12 protein-coding genes and 3 tRNA genes are annotated in these 20,383 nt (G+C 60.5%); 4 read left to right on the top strand and 11 right to left on the bottom strand.

What is annotated here, in order from left to right; all coding sequences use genetic code 11:
* The 4 genes from EBS11_RS10525 to EBS11_RS10510 all read right to left on the bottom strand — a co-directional run bounded on the left by EBS11_RS10525 (position 1) and on the right by EBS11_RS10510 (position 2,843).
* Positions 1–76: transfer RNA gene (locus EBS11_RS10525), tRNA-Val, on the bottom strand.
* 203 nt (positions 77–279) lie between these two features.
* Positions 280–356 (bottom strand) — tRNA-Asp (locus EBS11_RS10520).
* Positions 357–410: 54 nt separating this feature from the next.
* A tRNA-Val gene (locus EBS11_RS10515) sits at positions 411–486 on the bottom strand.
* 182 nt (positions 487–668) lie between these two features.
* A complete protein-coding gene (locus EBS11_RS10510; RefSeq protein ID WP_290602586.1) occupies positions 669–2,843 on the bottom strand; it encodes a S9 family peptidase in 2,175 nt (724 codons plus the stop codon).
* Between the two features lie 128 nt (positions 2,844–2,971).
* On the opposite strand from EBS11_RS10510, the gene dinB reads away from it, so the two are divergent.
* Positions 2,972–4,198 (top strand): DNA polymerase IV, encoded by a 1,227-nt coding sequence (gene dinB, locus EBS11_RS10505; protein ID WP_290602585.1) that lies wholly within the window; start codon positions 2,972–2,974, stop codon positions 4,196–4,198.
* Between the two features lie 116 nt (positions 4,199–4,314).
* Entirely contained in the window at positions 4,315–5,211 is an 897-nt protein-coding gene (locus EBS11_RS10500; protein WP_290602584.1) for a recombination-associated protein RdgC, read from the top strand.
* Positions 5,212–5,346: 135 nt separating this feature from the next.
* Here EBS11_RS10500 and EBS11_RS10495 read toward each other — a convergent pair whose 3' ends face one another.
* The 3 genes from EBS11_RS10495 to EBS11_RS10485 form a co-directional block, all read right to left on the bottom strand.
* On the bottom strand, positions 5,347–7,998 hold the full coding sequence (locus EBS11_RS10495) for a TonB-dependent receptor (RefSeq protein ID WP_290602582.1): 2,652 nt from the start codon (positions 7,996–7,998) through the stop codon (positions 5,347–5,349).
* A 563-nt stretch (positions 7,999–8,561) separates the two neighbouring features.
* Complete coding sequence (locus EBS11_RS10490) at positions 8,562–9,239, bottom strand: FxDxF family PEP-CTERM protein (RefSeq protein ID WP_290602580.1); 678 nt, start codon at positions 9,237–9,239, stop codon at positions 8,562–8,564.
* 212 nt (positions 9,240–9,451) lie between these two features.
* Positions 9,452–9,937, bottom strand: a complete 486-nt coding sequence (locus tag EBS11_RS10485) for an asparaginase domain-containing protein (RefSeq protein WP_076569350.1) — start codon at positions 9,935–9,937, stop codon at positions 9,452–9,454.
* Positions 9,938–10,092: 155 nt separating this feature from the next.
* On the opposite strand from EBS11_RS10485, the gene EBS11_RS10480 reads away from it, so the two are divergent.
* Entirely contained in the window at positions 10,093–10,866 is a 774-nt protein-coding gene (locus EBS11_RS10480) for an L-asparaginase (RefSeq protein WP_290602578.1), read from the top strand.
* On the opposite strand, the gene EBS11_RS10475 is transcribed toward EBS11_RS10480, so the two are convergent.
* On the bottom strand, positions 10,854–11,867 hold the full coding sequence (locus EBS11_RS10475) for a D-2-hydroxyacid dehydrogenase family protein (protein ID WP_290602576.1): 1,014 nt from the start codon (positions 11,865–11,867) through the stop codon (positions 10,854–10,856). The genes EBS11_RS10480 and EBS11_RS10475 overlap by 13 nt on opposite strands.
* 367 nt (positions 11,868–12,234) lie before the next feature.
* On the opposite strand from EBS11_RS10475, the gene EBS11_RS10470 reads away from it, so the two are divergent.
* The gene (locus tag EBS11_RS10470; protein ID WP_290602575.1) at positions 12,235–14,106 is read left to right on the top strand and encodes a phosphoenolpyruvate carboxykinase (GTP); all 1,872 of its coding nucleotides are present in this window, start codon (positions 12,235–12,237) and stop codon (positions 14,104–14,106) included.
* A 210-nt stretch (positions 14,107–14,316) separates the two neighbouring features.
* On the opposite strand, the gene EBS11_RS10465 is transcribed toward EBS11_RS10470, so the two are convergent.
* The 3 genes from EBS11_RS10465 to uvrA all read right to left on the bottom strand — a co-directional run bounded on the left by EBS11_RS10465 (position 14,317) and on the right by uvrA (position 20,042).
* Entirely contained in the window at positions 14,317–15,495 is a 1,179-nt protein-coding gene (locus tag EBS11_RS10465; RefSeq protein ID WP_290602573.1) for a hypothetical protein, read from the bottom strand.
* A gap of 414 nt (positions 15,496–15,909) precedes the next feature.
* Complete coding sequence (locus EBS11_RS10460; RefSeq protein ID WP_290602571.1) at positions 15,910–17,124, bottom strand: hypothetical protein; 1,215 nt, start codon at positions 17,122–17,124, stop codon at positions 15,910–15,912.
* Between the two features lie 68 nt (positions 17,125–17,192).
* Complete coding sequence (gene uvrA / locus EBS11_RS10455) at positions 17,193–20,042, bottom strand: excinuclease ABC subunit UvrA (protein WP_290602569.1); 2,850 nt, start codon at positions 20,040–20,042, stop codon at positions 17,193–17,195.
* Positions 20,043–20,383 lie beyond the last annotated feature (341 nt).

The following is a 20,383-nucleotide window of genomic DNA, read 5'->3' as shown; positions in this document are numbered from 1 at the left end:
TGGTGGGTGCTGAGAGGCTCGAACTCCCGACCTACGCCTTGTAAGGGCGCCGCTCTACCAACTGAGCTAAGCACCCGCATACCCAGAAAACTATCCCGACGTTTGTCACCACGTCTGGAAGAGGCACTATTATAGGGGGCGCTCTGCCGCTTGTGCAACTATTCTTGGCGATAAAAGCGGTTTTTTTGCTGAAAAGCGCAAAAATGTTCATGCGGGGGAGGGGCGACGTGTTTTTCGACGCTGAAATGGGAAAAGCCCTTCGGTTCAGAGAACCTTTATTGGCGGAGCGGACGGGACTCGAACCCGCGACCCCCGACGTGACAGGCCGGTATTCTAACCAACTGAACTACCACTCCAAGCTCGTATGATCTGTATTGCTGATCCATGAAGCACTGGACAGTTTTCTGATTTGGTGGGTGCTGAGAGGCTCGAACTCCCGACCTACGCCTTGTAAGGGCGCCGCTCTACCAACTGAGCTAAGCACCCATTGCTTGTCTCAGAAAACCATCCCGACGTTTGTCACCACGTCTGGAAGAGGCGCTATTATAGGACGGGAAAAATCCTTCTGCAAGCGCTTTTTTCACATTATTGCCTGAACGCGGTCGGGAGCGTCTGCAAAAAGGCCAGGGCGAGGCACGGTCACGCTGCCCTGGGGTGTCTTCGGACGCCTATTCCGTGATATTCCACTGCGACAACATCCACGCCAGATTGAAGGCATTCTCGGCGATGGCGTTGTAGCGGCCCGAGGCGCCGCCGTGGCCGGCGCCCATATTCGTTTTCAGCAGCAGGGGATTGCTGTCCGTCTTGTAGGCGCGCAGCTTGGCCACATATTTCGCCGGTTCCCAGTACATGACCTGGCTGTCGTTGAGGCCCGTCGTCACCAGCATGGCAGGATAATTCTTGCGCGCAATGTTGTCGTAGGGCGAGTAGCTGAGCATGTAGTCGTAGGCCGCCTTCTGGTTCGGGTCGCCCCATTCCAGGTATTCGCCCGTCGTCAGCGGCAGGCTGGCGTCCATCATGGTATTCATCACGTCGACGAAGGGCACGGCCGCGTGCACGGCGTGAAACAGCTCGGGACGCATGTTGACGACGGCGCCCATCAGCAGGCCGCCGGCGCTGCCGCCCTGGATGATGAGGCGGTTCGGGCTCGTCCATTTTTCGCGCACCAGGTAGTCGGCGCTGTCGATGAAGTCATTGAAGGTGTTTTTCTTCTTCATCAGCATGCCGTCTTCATGCCACGCTTCGCCCATGTCCGTGCCGCCGCGGATGTGCGCCTGGGCATAGATGACGCCCCGGTCCAGCAGGCTCAGGCGGGCCAGGCCAAAGCTCGCTTCCGTCGAGATGCCGTACGAGCCATACGAGTACAGCAGCAGCGGCGCGGAGCCGTCCAGCTTGACGCCTTTCTTGTAGACGACCCACAGCGGCACCTGCACGCCGTCGCGCGCCTTCACCCACAGGCGCTGCGTCGTGTAGCGGCTGCCGTCGAAGCCGCCGACGATTTCCTGCTGTTTCAGCACCGTGCGCTTGCCATCTTGCATGTTGACGTCGATGACGGTGGGCGGCGTGACGGGCGACTGGTAGGACATGCGAAATTGCGTGGCGGAATACTCCGGTGTGCCGGCCGCCGTGGCCAGGTAGACGGCATCGTCGAACTGCACGGTTTTCCAGTTCTTGTGCGCAAAATCAAAGATGCGCGCGCGGTTCAGGGCGCGCGTCTTTTCCATCACCACCAGGTAGCCCTGGAAGAGATCGATGGACTGGATGACGGCATCCTTGTTGTGCGGCACGACGCTCTTCCAGTGCTTCGGCTGGGGCGTGGACAGGGGTGCGCTGACGATGCGGAAATTCTTCGCGTCCTTGTTGGTGACGATGTACAGCAGGCCGTCGCGGTGCTCGACGCTGTAGCGGTGGCCTTTTTCGCGCGGCAGCACGCTGCGGAAACTGCCTTCGGGCGTACTGGTCGGCAACAGCAGCACTTCGCTCGTATCCGTGCTGCCCGAGGTGAGCACGAAGAAGCGCTTGTCCTGCGTGCGGCCCACGTTGATGGCGAACTGCTCCACCGGCTCGTGGTACACCTGTTGCGGCGTGCCGCCCAGGGCCAGGCGGAACAGGCGGTCCGAGCGCTTGGTGGTGGCGTCTTCCTGGGCCAGCATCAGGGTGGCGTTGTCCGCCGCCCAGGCAAGCGACGTGACGCGCGGCATGGCATCGGCGAGCAGCTTGCCCGTCTTCAGATCCTTGACATGCAGCTCGTACTGGCGGAAACCCGTCGTGTCGGTGGTGTAGGCCAGCAGCTGCTCGTTCGGGCTGACGCTGAAGGCGCGCACGGCAAAGAACTTGTGGCCGTCGGCCAGCTGGTTCTGGTCCAGCAGGATTTCCTCGGCGGCGCCGGCATCATAGGCGCCGTTCGCGCCGACGGGGCGGCGGCAGTTGAGCGGGTACTGCTTGCCCGCTTCCGTGCGCGTGTAATAGTAAAAGTTGCCTATGCGCACAGGCACGGACAGGTCCACTTCCTGCATGCGGCCCTTGATTTCCGCAGTCAGCTTGTCGGCCAGCGGCTGGATCGGGGCCGTGACGGCCGCCGTGTAGGCGTTTTCCGCATTCAGGTAGTCGATCACGGCAGGATCGGTCTTTTTTTGCAGCCAGCGGTAGTCGTCCGTGACGACCGTGCCATGGCGGGTTTCCTGCCAGGCGGTCCTGGCGGCCACCGGCGCGACGGGCGCGGTGGCGAGGGTGGTGGCGGCGTCGGCGGCCAGCGCGGATGGCGCCAGCGTGGGCAGCAGCAGGGCCGGCAGGATGGATGAGCAGACGGCCAGGCGGCGCAAGGCATGATGTGCTGTAGACAAGGCAACTCCTTTGAATAGTTGTGTCAGGATTGTAATCTTGCTATTGAGAAAAGCAACCGCCGTGTCCCATCACGGCAGCCCATGCGTTTCACCTTGCATCCGGGCGCATTTCCGGTAATACTGTATGCATGCACAGTATCTTGCCCAATCCAGGCAAGCCGACCCGCCGCGAGGTGTTTTTGACTCCATCTGCCCCTACCCCCACTGAAGCGCGCCGCTGGATTGCGCACCTGGACATGGATGCCTTTTTTGCCTCGGTGGAGCTGCTGAAATATCCGGAATTGCGCGGCGAAGCCGTCGTCATCGGCGGCGGCCGCCTGCAGCAGCCCGTGCTGCAGATGGACGGCACGCGGCAGTTTGCGCGCATGCGCGACTACGTGGGACGCGGCGTCGTCACCACGTCCACCTACGCGGCGCGCGCCTTCGGCGTGTTTTCCGCCATGGGCATCATGAAGGCGGCGAAACTGGCGCCGGACAGCATCTTGCTGCCCGCCGATTTCGAGGCGTACCGCGAGTATTCGGCCCGCTTCAAGCAAGCCGTGGCCCATCTGTGCCCCATCATCCAGAACGTCGGCATCGACGAGATCTATGTCGACCTGACGGAACACGGCGAGCAGGCGCCGGCCATGGCGGCGCGCCTGAAGGCGGCCGTGTTCGAGGCGACGGGCCTGTCGTGCTCGATCGGCCTGGCGCCCAACAAATTGCTGGCGAAAATCTGTTCCGACCTGGAAAAGCCGGACGGCCTGACCATTTTGTCGCCCGAGGATATCGCCACGCGCGTGTGGCCCTTGCCGGCCAAAAAGATCAACGGCATCGGCCCGAAGGCGACGGCCAAGCTGGAAGCCTTGGGCATCATCACCATCGGCGAACTGGCGCAAGCCGACCCGGCCATGCTGCGCACGCAGTTCGGCGACCTGTACACGGGCTGGCTGCGCCAGGCGGCGCTGGGCATTGACGAGCGTCCCGTGCAGACGAGCCGGGAAACCAAGTCCGTCAGCCGCGAAACGACGTTCGAGCGCGACTTGCAGGTGGTGCGCGACCGCGCCACCCTGTCGGAAAAGCTGGAAAGCCTGTGCACGCGCGTGGCGGGCGACCTGGATAAACAGTCGCTGGCGGGGCGCACGGTGGGCATCAAGTTGCGCTTCGAGGATTTCAGCACCGTCACGCGCGACGTCACCCTGCCCAGCGCCACGGCGGATGCGGCCGCCATCCTGCGCGCCAGCCGCGACTGCCTGCGTCGCGTGCCGTTCGAGAAAAAAATCCGCCTGCTGGGCGTGCGCATCTCGACCTTGTCCGACCCGGCCGTCGTCACGCGGCAGCCACCGGCCCAGGCGGAGCTGTTCCCCGCCCTGTAGCTTCACCCCTTGCAAGACACACACCGCGCCAGAGCGCGCTTTTGACGGCAATTGCATGTCGAAAGTGTAGAATGGCGTTCCCCTGGCACTACTGAAACAAACGGAAGACAAAAACTATGTGGTTCAAGAATCTTCAGATTTACCGCCTGCCCGCACCGTGGGCTTACACGCCAGAACAACTGGAAGAGGCCTTGTCCTCGAACAAATTTACGCCGGCGACCAGCATGGATCTGATGCGCCAGGGCTGGGATACGCCACGCCCGAACGGCGGCCTGGTCCACGTGGTCAACAAGCAGATGCTGATCCTGCTGGGCACGGAAAAGAAATTGCTGCCAGCCACCGTCATCAACCAGGTGGCCAAGGCCCGCGCGGCCGAGATGGAAGAAGCGCAAGGCTTTGCGCCCGGCAAGAAAGCCATGAAGGAATTGAAGGAGCGCGTGGCCGACGAGCTGCTGCCGCGCGCCTTCAGTATCCGCAGCAACGTCTGGACGTGGATCGACCCCGTCAATGGCTGGCTGGTGATCGATGCGGCCAGCCCTGCGAAAGCCGATGAAGTCATCAAGCTGCTGTTGAAAGCCGTGGACAAGCTGCCGCTGGAAAGCCTGCGCGTGCAGCGCTCGCCCGTGGCGGTGATGACGGAGTGGCTGCAGGCGGACGACGCGCCGGCCGGCTTCACGGTCGACATGGACACGGAATTGCGCGCCACGGGCGAGAGCAAGGCCACCGTGCGCTACGTGCGCCACACCCTGGAAGCGGACGACGTGCGCCGCCACATCGCGGCCGGCAAGCAGTGCACGCGCCTGGCCATGACGTGGAACGATAAAATTTCCTTCGTGCTGACGGAGTCGCTGGCCATCAAGAGCGTCAAGCCGCTGGACGTGATCAAGGAAACGGAATCGAGCACGAAGAACGACGAAGAGCGTTTCGACGGCGACCTGATGCTGATGACGGGCGAGCTGAGCAAGCTGATGGCCGACGTGGTGGAAGCGCTGGGCGGCGAAGCGACTGCGTAAACGTAGTCATATCGGTACGAAAAAGGAGCTTCGGCTCCTTTTTTTTCGCCTACCGCCTGGCGAGAGGCAGAAAAAAAGCGCCTTGCACGGTGAAGTGCAAGGCGCTTTCAGGACAAGCTAATTTATGACGTCAAATTAGAACTTGTAGCTGCCGGTGAAGTAAACCGAACGCATCATTGGATCTGCGTAGCGTGGATCGAAGCCGACCTGGTGGCCCGACGAAGCGCGCAGCGACAGCGGCGGTTCACGGTCAAACAGGTTCTTGATGCCAGCGCGCAGGGTCAGCGCCGAGCTGAAGGCATAGCGGCCTTGCAGGTCGACGGTGGTGTACGACGGCACTTGCAGGCGGATCGTTTCCAGTTTCTTGGTATCGACGTTCAGTACCGACGCGGCTGCATCGGTGTAGCCGTTGCGATAGCTGACAACCATGGTGCTGGTCAGTTTGCCCGATTCCAGGCTCATGTTCAGCTTGATCAAGTTACGGAACGTGACGGCATCGGTGATGCCGAAGTAGTTCATGTTGGTCGTCCACTGATTCTTGGTGCCTGGCACGGTGTAGTCAGCCTTGAGCATGTGGGTGCCGCTCAGGTTGGCCGTGAAGTTACCGAAGTCAAAGCGGTGGCGACCCGTCATGTCCCAGTCGATACCACGGTTATGCGTCTGGCCGATGTTCATCGACAGCGACTTGAACGCAAAGTAGGTATTGCCGGTCGATGGCTCGGTGTAGGTGCCGAACAGGTCTTTGTACAGCGTCGGGTTGCCGAACGCCTGGGTTTCGCTCACTGCCGAAACCGCGTCGGTGATCTTCACGTCCCACAGGTCGGCGCCGAACGAGAATGCCGAGCTAGGTTCGATACGGAAACCAACGGTGTACTGCTTCGATTTTTCCGGTTTCAGGTTTTCGTTACCGCCTGCCAACTGGTTGTACTGCTGGGCTTTGCCGCGGCACAGATCGCTGCCTGGGAATGGGCAATCCCATGGTTTGGCCGTGAAGCCGTTGTTAACCAGGGGCTGGCCGATGTCCAGCATGCTCGGTGCCTTGAAGCCCGTGCCGTAGGAACCGCGCAGCAGTACTTGCTGCACTGGCTGCCAGCGTGCCGTCACTTTGTAGGTGCTGGCGCTCTGGTCCTTGCCGATGGTCTTGTTCACAACACCATTGTCGATCTTGGTGATGGTGTCGTAACGGCCGGCCAGGCTAACTTCCACGGTTTTGGTGATCGGTGCCAGCAACTCGGCGAAGACGCCGTAGGTTTCGCGGCTCAGATCGTAGCGTGCAGCCGTGTTGTAGTTGTAGATCGTGTCGCTGGTCGCGCCGTTCGATGGCGTTTGCTCATATTTGTATTCGCGGTAGTCGCCGCCGATACCGATATTGGCCTTGCCGCCTGGCAGGGTGAACAGTTCACGCGAACCGTGCGCATCGATACCGCGCATGGTGGTCGATGCCGTGCGGATCGAACCGTTGAATTGCGAATTGTTGATCAGGTTCTGCAGTGCTGGCGAAGCGTTGCCAGCCGGTACGAACGGGTTGAACAATGGGTTGTTTTGCATGGCCTTGAACTCGGCGTTCTTGGCATAGCCGCCCACATAGCGCTCGTCGATCGCGTTTTGCGACCAGGTCAGGGCCGATTCCACGTTCCAGTCGCCCACTTCGCCTTCCACGCCGACGACGAAATGCTTGGTGTCGGTGATGGTGTTGCTGGCGCGGGTGCCCCAGTCGACCATGCGGTAGTTGGCGGTGACGGTTTTCACATCGTCATGCTGTGCTTGCGTCAGGCCTGGGCGTACGTACTGGTTGTACAGCGCGCTATCCTTGGCGATGCTGATCGGCACCGGGTTGGCGGCGATACGTGCCGTCAGGTCGTAGCGCGACAGGGCAACTTCGGCAAACGCATTCAGGTTTTCCGTCAGTTTGTAGGTACCGCGCGAGAACAGGCTGTCGCGTTTCGATTCCGGAACGATTTCAACGGTCGAGCCGCCATCGAAGCCGCATACCGCAGCGTTGGTGGCCGTGACGTAGTTGGTCGGGCCGCAATTGCCGTTGGCCGCCAGGAAGGGGTTGAACTGCAGTTGCGGGTTGGCGGTGCTGTTCTTGAAGGCGACGGTGGCGTTGCCAGGTGCTGTCGACGGGCTGGTGCGGTCATAGATGTAGTTCTTGCCGCCGTAGCTGACAGGAATGTACGACGAACGGGCGAACGAGCGGTCCGTTGCCTTCAGTTTCGATTGCTCGTCGTGGCGGTACGATACCAGCACGTTGAAGCGGTCTTCGTCCAGGTCGCCGAAGCCGTAGGTCACGTTGGTGTTCCAGGCGTTGCCGCCCTTGTCTTCCGGACCGCCGTAGGTGGCTTCCAGGGTGCCGCCTTGGACGTTTTTCTTCAGGATGAAGTTGATGACGCCGGCAATGGCGTCCGAGCCGTACAGGGCCGAAGCGCCGTCGGTCAGGATCTCGACACGTTCAACCGCGCTCATCGGAATGGCGTTCAGGTTGACGGAGGTGCCCGAGCCTTGTGGCGCGATGCGGCGGCCGTTCAGCAGGACCAGGGTGTAGCTTTCGCCGATGTCATGGATCGACGCGCTGGTGCGGCCACCCGAGTTGGAACCGGCAGCAACGGCGCCGATGGTGAAACCTTGCATGGCTGGCAGGCTTTGTACCAGGTCAGCCACGGTATTGGCGCCCGTGCGGGCGATGGCTTCTTGCGTCAGGCGTTGCACAGGCAATGCGCCTTCCACAGCGATACGCTTGATGCTGGAACCGGTAATTTCCACTTTTTGAATTGCTTCTTCTGCCATGGATTGGCCAGAGAACAAGACGCTGCCTGCCAGTACGGTCAGGGCCAGGCGCACGCTACGCACGCCAATTTTTTCTTTGAATGCCATTGTAACAATTACTCCGTAGTAGTTTTAATAACGACAAGCGGTACACGAGCATCAGCATCGCCATCGGATAAATGACGTGCGGAGCTGTGTACGGTAGGCGGGACCACGTCTGGGGGAGGTGGAAGACTACTTAGCGCAATATTGTTATAAATGCACTTTTTACTTGTCGAGGCAAACATTATGTCGTCTCAGCAAGAAAAAATGGACGACAACCGTGTCGTATTTGGCAATAAATTGAAGATACTGAAGAATATTTATTTTAATTGTCAAATGACGATTTTTAATTTCTAAAAATCATCGTTTTTAAAAATGATTACTGGTGTTTTTTTACAACATAAAATTATTATGTTGGCAATTTCATGTTTTACCAATAATAATTTGCCGCAAAGAGTGGCCGTGCAGAATTTGTGCGACGTAAAAAAATGTAAAAAAAAGCCCGCTGAACGCGGGCTTGTCGAGGTGCTACAGAGTGGAAATCAGGCGGCGTGCTTGCCTGACTTTCTGCGGCGGGCCATGAAGCCGACCAGGCCGAGGCCGGCCAGCAGCATGGCGTATGTTTCCGGTTCAGGCACTGCGGCCACCGGTGAAGCGAAAGTACCGGTAAAGGTAGAGTAATTGCCATACTGGTTGCTGGCAGATTGGGCAGTAGCGGCGCCGTAGCCGAAGTAGGTGCTGACACCGACCGTATTGCTACCGACGGCAACATTGCTCAAGGTAATGCTGAAGTTGGCGGTCGAACCCGGGGTGTACACGGATTGCGTGTTCTGGCCCCACCAGGTGTAGGCGGCATAGCCTGCGGGCGCGACCAGGTTTTGCGAGCCGTTGCCGCCCAGGTCCAGCTGGCTGCTGCTGCCTTGCGACCAGAAGCCGGGTGCTCCGTTGAAGGGGGCGGGCGCGGTGGAGGCGACCAGGGTAGCGGACACGGGAACGAAAATCGTGAAGCCGTCGAGGCCGGTCTGGCCGCCGATGCCCTGATTATTGTTCAGGACGCTGTAATCGAAGGTCCACGTATTCGCGCCGGCAGCGGTGGTCGTGGCCGTGACCGTGTATTCATTTGTCAGGTCGGTCGTTGCGTGGGCAGCGCCGCTCAGGGCAAACGCGGCGGCAATGGCGCCCAGTTGGAACAGTGGTACAGCCGGTTTGCGCATGGTCATGATGGAATCCCAGGTGGGGTTGGTCGATGAGTCAAATATAGCATTGAAGCGCAGGAAAAAATTGCAATTATGAACAAATATATTGTTTTTTTACTTTTATAATTTCCACATGGAAATTAAGCGCCGGATTCTTGATCTTTCTATAAATATTGCCGCGCTCTTCTGTTGTAGCGCTGCGACATTGCCGCAGCGCAATTGCATTCTGACGGCCTTTACAGCGGCTGGAATACGCCGGCGGCGCGGTTCTTCTGCACATTGTCCCAGGCAAAGATCTGGCCATTCATGGCCACGTACACGCCGGCCGGCAAGGTTTGCGCCACGCCGCAGGCGAAGCCCAGGTTGAACAGGGCGTCGGAATTGTCGATTTCGTAGGGGATCATGGCGCCCGTCAGGATCACCGTCTGCTGCAGGTTGGCCGCGCCCAGCACTTGCGCCGTTTCGCGCATGGTGTCGGTGCCGTGGATGATGACGATGGCTTTTTCCTGCGCCGCGCGGCACGAGGCCAGCACGCGCTGGCGGTCGCCGTCCTGCATGTCGAGCGAGTCGAGCAGCGGCAATTGCTCCAGCGCCACGGGTGCCGTCATGCGTGCACGGGCGATGGCGGCCGGCAAATGACTGTCGGAAAAGCCCAGGGTGCCGTTCAATTCGTTGTAGTGTTTGTCGAAGGTGCCGCCGGTGGCGAGTATGCGCAAAGTCATGATGTGGTCACGATGTCAGTGGAGAATGACGGGCATGATATCGTGGATTGGCACAATTGCGTGAATGGCGGACCCGATGCGATCCGCGTCTGGAAAATTCTGCCATCTGTGAGTACACTAGTTTCTTTGTTCGCCCACCGGCCCGACATTCCCGTATGAAAGCGCTCGCTCCCGGCACCGTCATTTTTCACCGCCACCGCGGTTACGGGGTGATCACGTCCGTCAATCTGCTGACGGGCTGGATCGCGGCCCGTTTCGGCAGCGAGGCGCGCACCCTGGACCTGAACCTGTCCACGGACGACGTGCAGTTCGCCGATGGCGAGGCGATCCTGTTTCGCCGCGCGCCGCCCGACCGCATGCCGCACGCGCGCCTGATGGCCATGGTGCGCGAACTGCACCAGGCGGGCTACCAAAAGCTGTATCTGTATTCCTGGCCGAAACCGTCGGGCCTGCACTGGCGCTGGCATCTGTTCACGGGGCCGCGCGACTGGATGCAGCGGCCCTGGCGCGAAGGCTGGTATGGCTCGGGCGCCGACTACAACGTCAATCCCGTGATGGGCTGGGGCGACTCGCCCGGCGCTTCCACCGGCGAGCTGATCGACGCGCTGGCCCGTTTCGACCCGCAGGGGCTGGCGCAGGCGCTGGGGCGCGACGACGACCACACCGAGTGGTTTGGCCGCGTCTGCGATGCGCTGCTGCCCGACTATATGTACAGCCTGGACATGCAGGGCAACGAGGGCGAACCCTTGCCCGACATGCCGCCCGTGCCCGTGGTCGCCGTGCGCGCCGGCGTGGCGCCGTACGGCGGGCCCGCCATCGCCTGGCCGCCCGGCTGGGCCGGCCTGTGGCGCGGCCGGCACGTGCTGCCCGCGCCCGCCATCCGCATCACGGGCGAACCCGACCTGATCAAGGGCTTTCAGCGCTCCTGAGCGCCTTGCCGCGCATGCGCCAGCACCTCGGGATTGAGCAGGCGCGTGCATTGCCCCCGCTCGAAATCGACGATGTTTTGCAGGGCGTAGCGGAAATACAGTTCATAGCTGTCACGCTCGACGTAGCCCAGGTGTGGCGTGGCCAGCACGTTCGGCAACAGCAACAGCGGCGAGGTGGGCGGCAACGGTTCCTCCATGAACACGTCCAGCGCGGCCGCGCCCGGACGCCCCGCCTGCAGCGCCGCTTCCAGCGCCCCTTCCTGCACCAGTTCGGCGCGGCTGGTGTTGACGAACAGGGCGCCCGGCCGCATGCGCGCCAGGTCCTCGGCCGTCACCAGGCCCCGTGTCTTGTCGGACAGGCGCAGGTGCAGGCTCAGCACATCTGCCTGCTCGAAGAACGCTACGCGCGATGCCGCCGCCGTGTCGCCGGCCGCCACGGCCGCCGCGCGGCTCGCTTCGCTGCCCCACACGAGGATGTTCATGCCGAAGGCGCGGCCGTAGCCGGCGATCAATTGGCCGATCTTGCCATAGCCCCAGATCGCCAGGGTGCGCCCTTTCAACACCGTGCCCAAGGTGTTGCGGGCCGGCTCCAGCGACGACGTCTGCCACAGCCCTTCCTGTAAATGTTGCGCATACGGCACGATCTTGCGCTGCGCCGCCATGATCAGCGCCCATGTCAGCTCGGCCGGTGCCGTCGGCGAGCCGACGCCTTCCGCGATGGCGATGCCCAGTTCCGTGGCGGCCGCCACGTCGATGTGCCCGCTGACCTTGCCTGTCTGCGAAAGAAGTTTCAGATTTGGCAATTTCGACAGCAACGCCCGGTTAAAGCTGCTGCGTTCGCGGATCAGCACCAGTGCGTCGAACGGCGCCAGGCGGATGGCCAGCTGGCCCAGGCCCCGCGCCGTATTGCTGAACACTTTGACCTCATGTCCATCGAGCAATGTGAAACAGTCGAGGTTGCGCACGGCATCCTGGTAATCATCGAGTATGGCAATTTTCATGGTAGATGGCCGATTTTAATGAAGATTTGGTAGGGAAATAACAGGATACGGCAAATGCTGAATAGCCTACTACATTAGTCAAGCTATTCTCCTACATTTTTGCGAGAATAGCTGTTTTGCGGGTGTACAATCGCCGGCACTTTTGACACTTCCTGCTGAACGAAGTGCAAATAAAGCGCACACTGTTCCTGCAACCTGGGAGCATGCTCCAGATGAAATGCCGCCGGCGCGAACGCCGCGGCGGACACGACACCAGAGTCCTGCCAGCGTGATGATTGCCGCTGGCCGTGGACCGCAGCCACCTCTCAACGATGCTGCCTGTCTTGCCGGAACGACCAGAATTTCTTTTATTGGTATTGGAGGTAATATGAATCAGCCCGTCATGGGTGGCGTCGCCGCACTCAACGTCCCAGCTTATATTAAACAACAGAAACTGATCAACTGGGTGGCCGACATTGCCGCGCTGACCAAGCCGGACCGCATCTACTGGTGCGACGGCTCGCAGGAAGAGTACGAGCGCCTGTGCGCGGAGATGGTTGCCAGCGGCACCATGAAAAAGCTCAACGCGGAAAAGCGCCCGAATTCCTACCTGGCCTGCTCCGACCCGAGCGACGTGGCCCGCGTCGAAGACCGCACGTATATCTGCTCGGCAACGAAAGAAGCGGCCGGCCCGACGAACAACTGGACCGACCCGGGCGAAATGCGCCACACCCTGAACGGCCTGTTCGACGGCTGCATGCGCGGCCGCACCATGTACGTCGTGCCCTTCTCGATGGGCCCGCTGGGCTCGCCGATCGCGCACATCGGCGTGGAACTGTCCGATTCGCCGTATGTCGCCGTCAACATGAAGATCATGACCCGCATGGGCCGCGCCGTCTATGACGTGCTGGGCACCGATGGCGACTTCGTGCCGTGCGTGCACAGCGTGGGCGCGCCGCTGGCCGCCGGCCAGGCCGACGTGAAATGGCCGTGCAACAGCACCAAGTACATCGTGCATTTCCCGGAAACGCGCGAAATCTGGTCCTTCGGTTCCGGCTACGGCGGCAACGCCTTGCTGGGCAAGAAGTGCTTCGCCCTGCGCATCGCCTCGAACATGGGCTACCAGGAAGCGCAAGCGGCCGACAACAACCCGGGCTGGCTGGCCGAACACATGCTGATCCTCGGCGTGGAATCGCCGGAAGGCAAGAAGCATTACGTCGCGGCAGCGTTCCCGTCGGCCTGCGGCAAGACCAACTTCGCCATGTTGATCCCGCCGGCAAGTTTTAACGGCTGGAAAGTGACGACCATCGGCGACGATATCGCCTGGATCAAGCCGGGTGCCGACGGCCGTTTGTACGCCATCAACCCGGAAGCGGGCTACTTCGGCGTGGCGCCGGGCACCAACGAAAAAACCAATTACAACTGCATGGCCTCCATGCGCGACAACACCATCTTCACCAACGTGGCCCTGACGGACGATGGCGACGTGTGGTGGGAAGGCTTGACGAAGGAAGCGCCTAGCCACCTGATCGACTGGCAGGGCAAGGACTGGACGCCGGCGTCCGGCACCAAGGCCGCGCATCCGAACGCGCGCTTCACTGTTGCTGCTACGCAAAACCCCGTCATCGACGCGGCTTGGGACGATCCGGCCGGCGTGCCGATCTCGGCCTTCATCTTCGGCGGCCGCCGCTCGACCACCGTGCCGCTCGTCACCGAAGCGCGCAACTGGGTCGAAGGCGTCTACATGGCTGCCACAATGGGGTCCGAAACGACGGCCGCTGCCGTGGGCCAGATGGGCGTCGTGCGCCGCGATCCATTTGCCATGTTGCCGTTTATCGGCTATAACATGAGCGATTACTTCCAGCACTGGCTGGACATGGGCGTCAAGGTAGGCAAAGTCAACCCGGCGGCCCTGCCGAAGATCTACTGCGTCAACTGGTTCCGTACGGACGAGGCTGGCAAGTTCGTCTGGCCTGGCTTCGGCGACAATATGCGCGTGCTGAAGTGGATGCTGGACCGCATCGAAGGCAAGGCAGGCGGCGTGGAAAACCTGTTCGGCACGACGCCGCAGTATGGCGACCTGAACTGGGATGGCTTGCCATTCACGCAAGAACAGTTCGACACCATCACCTCGATCGACAAGGCTGCGTGGGTGGAAGAATTGAAATTGCATACGGAATTGTTTGAAAAACTCGCGTATCATCTGCCGCAAGAATTAGCAGACAACAAGGCTGCGCTGGAAAAGCGGCTGAGTGCATAAGTAAGTTAGCGTCAAGCAGCACCTGACCAGCGTAGCGCATCGCGCAGCAGCTTGTCAGGTGGGAGAGTTGTAGTGGGGGGAGAAACACGCCGGCAAAGACTGGCGTGCGATAAATGACACGCCGGCAATGACTGGGGTGCTAGCAAAAGGAGAAACGGCGCGGATTGCATGAGCAATCCGCGCCGTTTTTTTATGGCGTGCCCGATGCGTCTAGCCGGCCTTGGCCGGCACGACATAAATAGGGTAGACCGGGTCCAGCATTTTGGGACATTGCCCAGGCTTTTCTGCGGGAAAGGTAATGGCCAACGGCGCCGTCTCATGCAGGCTGTCCTCCACTTCCAGTACGCCCGCGTAGGCCTTGACCTGGCGTGGCGCAGGCGCCTGGCATTCACCGATCGCCAGTTCGCGTCCCTGTCCATGGAAACTGCTGCCATAAGCGATCTTGGTGCAGACCGTGGGCCAATATCGAAATGCCGTGAAACGTCCCGCCGCAGAGAATTGCTGCCGGTCCCGCTGCTCCAGTTTTTCCTGCATGAAGTACATCAGCAGTGCTGGATAGGCCTCGTACGCCGGTGGCAGCGCCAGGCGCAATGGCTGGCTGGCCAGCGTCACCAGCATGTCGCAACTACCGCCGCGGGCCATGCGGATCTTTTCTCGCCTGGCTGCACCGTCCACGCCTACAGTGAACGGTGTCTGGCCGTCCATATTCAGTGGCGTTTTTGCCATGCGCAGCTCGGCCGTCAGGCGCCGTCGGCCGTCGCGATAGACAATATCGTAGACCTTGCCAGGCTTGAACCCTTCACCTGCCTCGACCCGGTACAGGCCGTAGGCTGCATTGACCTCGTCACTGACCTCGCGTAAACCATGCTGTAGGGCAAATCGCTTCACCTTGTCGCTGGGGCCGTCCTGTTCCTGTTTCGACCAGTCCCAAGTCAACGATGCCAGAGTGCTGCAGAGTGGCGTGAGCGGCTGTTCTTGCTTTGCGCATTGCTGCATTCCGGTATTGGCCAGAAAGCTGCCCTTATCTTGCGAGCCCATCTGCTTTTCCACATGCAGCCGCACCAGTACCGGAGTCAGCTTGCGGCCCGTGCCGCGTTCCCGGAGTTGGAAGCGCGTTGCGGAGAGGGGGACCGGCGGAGCGACGATGGAATAGCCGTCCTCATCGCTGGCCAGCGTATCGGGATACTGCCCGGGAAGAAACAGGATGCCGCGGGCATTGGCGGGCAAGGTGACGGACGGCGGACGTTTGCCCTTGGCCGGCGCCAGGTGCAGGAATTGCCCAGGTTCGTCTAGCGGGCAAGAACAGGCCCATGCGGGCAGTGCGGCGCCAGCCAATGCCAGAGCGATGCCTTGGCGCGCCAATGTTACAAGCGATGATGCGATCGACAAACGGCCCTCGGGATGAAATGGCCGCAGGGCCGGGAAAACAGTTTCCCATAGAAAAATCCGCCGGGCAAGATTCTGGACCGGGGGATGTGGCGGGACGTGTTGTTTATTGCTTCAGCAGCGCTCCCAGGTATTTACCCGTCACGCTGGCCGGATTGATGGCCACGTCTTCCGTCATCTGCCGCAAGAATTGGCAGGCAACAAGGCTGCGCTGGAAAAGCGGCAGAGGCTGAGTGCATAAGTAAGTTAGCGTCAAGCAGTACCTGACCAGCGTAGCGCGCCGCGCAGCAGCTTGTCAGGTGGGGAGAGTTGTAGTGGGGGGAGAAACACGCTGGCAACGACTGGCGTGCTGGCAAAAAGAGAAACGGCGCGGATTGCATGAGCAATCCGCGCCGTTTTTTTTGTGGCTTTCTGGGTTCAGCGAAACATGGCCGGCACAAAGTAGCGCAGATTTGCGTCATCTTTCACTTTCGGGCATTGGCCAGGTTTTGCTGCCGGAAAGGATACCGGCAGTAACGTCGTTTCGTGCAGGCGGTCCTCTACTTCCAGCACGCCGGCAAACGCTTTCACCTGGCGTGGCGCGGGCGACTGGCAATCACCGATCGCCAGTTCGCGTCCTTCGCCATGAAAGCTGCCACCGTAGGCAATACTGGTGCACAGGGCCGGCCAATAATGAAATGGAGTAAATTGTCCTGTCGCCGCCATGTGTTGTTGATCTGCCTGCTGCAATTTTTGTTGCATGAAATATAAGAGCAGTGAGGCATGCCGCTCGTAGGACGGCGGCAGTGCCAGGCGCAATGGCTGGGTTGCTACCTTGATCCGCCTGCCGCAGCTGCCGTCGTTGCTCGCCATGGGCAGGACTTCACGCCCCGGTGGCCCCTGCGGATGGATCGCAAACGGGGCGGGCTGGTTCAGGCTCAACGGTAGCGATTCCATACGCAATGCAAGTTTCAGGCGCCGTGCGCCGTCGTGGTATTCAATATCATATTGTTTGCCGGGCTTGAAGCCCTCGCGGGCCTCGATCCGATACAAGCCGTAGGCTGCATCGACTTCTTCGCTGATGTCGCGCAAGCCTTGCTGCAGGGCGAAGCGCTTGATCTTGTCGCCAGTTCGTTGTTGCTCCGGTTCGCTCCAATCCTCGGTCGCGGCGTTCAAGCTGCGGCATATCGGCAGGGAAGCGTTTTTCTGTCCGGTGCATTGCTGCATTTCCGGGCTCGCCAGGTAATAGCCTTGCAGTTGTTGCCCCATTTGCTTTTCCACGCGCAGCCGTACCACGACCGGTGTCAGTTTTCGACCCACACCACGCTCCTGGATACGAAAATTCTTCGTGGACAGGGCGATGGGTTGCCTGACTATGCTATACCTTCCTTCATCTCTGAGCACGTAGTCGGGATAGGTTTCAGGGAGAAACAGGACACCGCGCGCATTGGCAGGCAAGCTGATGGTGGCGGAACTGGTGCTTGTTGCCTCTGATACATGCAGGAATTTTCCTCGCTCATCCTCCATGCAGGAACAGGCCAGTGCAGCGCCCGGCAGCAGCAAACACGTCAGCGCCACGCAGCGGGTCCAGGTACATGACGATGGTCGGGTTGACATGGTCTCTCTCGAAGAAATGGCTTGATTGCCGAGCAAGATAGTTTCCCATAGAAAAATCCCCCGGGCAAGACAACTGGCCGGGGGATCGTGGGGGAAATTGGAACTTACTGCTTCAGCAGCGGCCCCAGATATTTACCCGTCACGCTGGCTGGATTGATAGCCACGTCTTCCGGCGTGCCCGTGGCGATGATTTGTCCGCCGCCCGCGCCGCCCTCGGGGCCCAGGTCGACGATCCAGTCGGCCGTCTTGATGACGTCCAGGTTGTGCTCGATGATGACGAGGGTGTTGCCCTGGTCGCGCAGGCGGTGGATGACTTTCAGCAGCAAGTCGATGTCGTGGAAGTGCAGGCCCGTCGTCGGTTCATCGAGGATGTACAGGGTGCGGCCCGTGTCGCGCTTGGACAGTTCCAGCGACAGTTTCACGCGCTGCGCCTCGCCGCCAGACAGGGTGGTGGCGCTCTGGCCCAGCTTGATGTAGCCCAGGCCCACGTCGAGCAGGGTTTGCAGCTTGCGCGCGATCAAGGGGACCGGTTTGAAGAATTCATGCGCTTCCTCCACCGTCATGCCCAGCACTTCCGTGATGTTCTTGCCCTTGTATTGCACTTCCAGCGTTTCGCGGTTGTAGCGCTTGCCGTGGCACACGTCGCATGGCACGTAGACGTCGGGCAGGAAATGCATCTCGACCTTGATCACGCCATCGCCCTGGCACGCTTCGCAGCGTCCGCCCTTCACGTTGAACGAGAAGCGGCCCGCGCTGTAGCCCCGTTCCTTGGCCGTCGGCACGGTGGAGAACAGGTCGCGGATGGGCGTAAACAAGCCCGTGTAGGTGGCGGGGTTCGAGCGCGGCGTGCGGCCGATCGGCGCCTGGTCGACGGAAATGACCTTGTCGAAGTGTTCCAGGCCGCTGATCGAATCGTGCGGCGCCGGTTCCGTCTGCGAACCGTACAGATGGCGCGACAGGGCCGGATACAGGGTATCGTTGACGAGCGACGACTTGCCCGAGCCGGACACGCCCGTCACGCACGTCATCAGGCCCACCGGCAAGCTCAGCGACACTTTTTTCAGGTTGTTGCCCGTCGCGCCCGTGATCACCAGCTGCTTTTCCGGATTGCTGGCGTGGCGCTTGGCCGGCACGGCGATCTTCAGCTTGCCGTTCAGGTACTGCGCCGTCAGCGATTTCTTGTTTTTCAGGATGTCTTGCAGGGTGCCTTCGGCGATGATTTCACCGCCATGCACGCCCGCACCGATACCCATGTCGACGATGTAGTCGGCCGTGCGGATGGCGTCTTCATCGTGCTCGACCACCAGCACGCTGTTGCCGATGTCGCGCAAGTGTTTTAACGTTTCGATCAGGCGGTCATTATCGCGCTGGTGCAAGCCGATAGACGGTTCATCGAGCACATACATGACGCCCGTCAAACCGGAGCCGATTTGCGATGCCAGGCGGATGCGCTGTGCTTCGCCGCCGGACAGCGTGTCGGCGCTGCGGTCCAGCGACAGGTAGTCGAGGCCCACGTTGTTGAGGAATTTCAGGCGCGAAATGATTTCCTTGACGACGCGGTCGGCGATTTCCTTCTTGGCGCCCGTCAGCTTCAGCTTTTCAAAGAATTCCAGCGTCTCGCGCAGCGGTTTTTCCGCCACTTCATAGATGGCGCGCTGCTGCTTGCCCGTGCCCACCTTGACGAAGCGCGCCTCCACGCGCAGGCGTGCGCCATCGCAGGAGGGACAGCATTTTTCATTGATGAACTTGGCCAGTTCTTCCTTGACGGCCATCGAATCCGTTTCGCGGTAGCGGCGCTGCAGATTGTTGACCACGCCTTCGAAGGTGTGTTCCTTGATGACGGTGCGGCCCCGTTCGTTCACATAGCTGAAGGGAATGACTTGCTTGCCGGAGCCGTACAGCACGGCTTGCTGGGAATTCAGGTCCAGCTGCTCGAACGGCGTGTCGAGGTCGAATTCGTAAAAGGCGGCCAAGTTCGTGAGCATCTGGAAATAAAACTGGTTGCGGCGGTCCCAGCCCTTGACGGCGCCCGAGGCCAGCGACAGGTTCGGGAACGCGACGATGCGTTTCGGGTCAAAGAATTCTATGTGTCCCAGGCCGTCGCACTCGGGGCAGGCGCCCATGGGGTTGTTGAACGAGAACAGACGCGGTTCCAGTTCCTGCAGGGAATAGCCGCACACATTGCAGGCGAACTTGTTGGAGTACACGTGTTCCTGGGCGGTATCCATTTCATAGGCGATGGCGCGGCCGTCGGCCAGGCGCAGGGCCGTCTCGAAACTTTCCGCCAGGCGCTGCTTGATGTCCTGGTTCACTTTCACCCGGTCGATGACGACGTCGATCGTGTGTTTTTCCGTTTTCTTTAATTTCGGGAGGTCATCGACTTCATAGATCTTGGCCGCATGCGTGCCGCTCTGCACGCGAAAGCGCACGAAGCCCTGCGCCTGCATCTGCTCGAACAGGTCCACGTGTTCGCCCTTGCGGTTGGCAACGACGGGCGCGAGTATCATCAGCTTGGTGTCTTCCGGCATGGCCAGCACGGCATCGACCATTTGCGACACGGACTGGGCCGCCAGCGCGTTTTCCGGGTGGTCGGGGCAGTACGGCGTGCCCACGCGCGCATACAGCAGGCGCAGATAATCGTGGATTTCCGTCACGGTGCCCACGGTCGAGCGGGGATTGTGCGAGGTCGCCTTCTGTTCGATGGAGATGGCGGGAGATAGCCCCTCGATCAGGTCGACGTCCGGCTTTTCCATCAGCTGCAGGAACTGGCGCGCGTAGGCCGACAGCGACTCGACGTAGCGGCGCTGGCCTTCTGCGTACAGCGTATCGAAGGCCAGCGAGGATTTGCCGGAGCCGGACAAGCCGGTAATCACGATCAGCTTGTTGCGCGGCAAATCGAGACTGATATTCTTGAGGTTATGCGTGCGAGCACCGCGAATGCGGATCTGTTCCATGTGATTGCCTTGCTTTCAGTGAATGTGCGACCGGCGTATCGGGCCAGGATACGGATGAGTGGCCACAACGGGTCAACCTGTTACTATAGCCGGGTTTTGATCTGCATGCCTGGGGCGGTCACGGGCGGATTGCGCCGCCGCGCGAGCGTGCCCCGCGAAAGATTGATACAGATGCGTGCAGACGTTTAAACACTGTATATAATACCAGTATTCAAGTTTCTTGTTTTCACCTGCCGTGAAAAAAACCTGCTGCCGCACGGCAGATGGCGATCCCAGAAAGCGCATGCTTTGCGCCGCCTGGTCGCTTATAATCCTCGTTTAGCAAAAAAATCCAACGCGCG

The sequence above is a fragment of the Janthinobacterium sp. genome (assembly GCF_009923995.1).
Taxonomy (GTDB): Bacteria; Pseudomonadota; Gammaproteobacteria; order Burkholderiales; family Burkholderiaceae_D; genus Janthinobacterium.
The sequence above is the reverse complement of the archived record's forward strand: the minus strand, read 5'-3'. Positions and strand labels throughout refer to the sequence as shown.

Coding starts and splice junctions, on each gene's coding strand:
- EBS11_RS10490 (WP_290602580.1), bottom strand. CDS start 9,239: ATGACCATGCGCAAACCGGCTGTACCACTGTTCCAACTGGGCGCCATT.
- dinB (WP_290602585.1), top strand. CDS start 2,972: ATGCACAGTATCTTGCCCAATCCAGGCAAGCCGACCCGCCGCGAGGTG.
- EBS11_RS10470 (WP_290602575.1), top strand. CDS start 12,235: ATGAATCAGCCCGTCATGGGTGGCGTCGCCGCACTCAACGTCCCAGCT.
- EBS11_RS10485 (WP_076569350.1), bottom strand. CDS start 9,937: ATGACTTTGCGCATACTCGCCACCGGCGGCACCTTCGACAAACACTAC.
- EBS11_RS10480 (WP_290602578.1), top strand. CDS start 10,093: ATGAAAGCGCTCGCTCCCGGCACCGTCATTTTTCACCGCCACCGCGGT.
- EBS11_RS10500 (WP_290602584.1), top strand. CDS start 4,315: ATGTGGTTCAAGAATCTTCAGATTTACCGCCTGCCCGCACCGTGGGCT.
- EBS11_RS10475 (WP_290602576.1), bottom strand. CDS start 11,867: ATGAAAATTGCCATACTCGATGATTACCAGGATGCCGTGCGCAACCTC.
- EBS11_RS10495 (WP_290602582.1), bottom strand. CDS start 7,998: ATGGCAGAAGAAGCAATTCAAAAAGTGGAAATTACCGGTTCCAGCATC.
- uvrA (WP_290602569.1), bottom strand. CDS start 20,042: ATGGAACAGATCCGCATTCGCGGTGCTCGCACGCATAACCTCAAGAAT.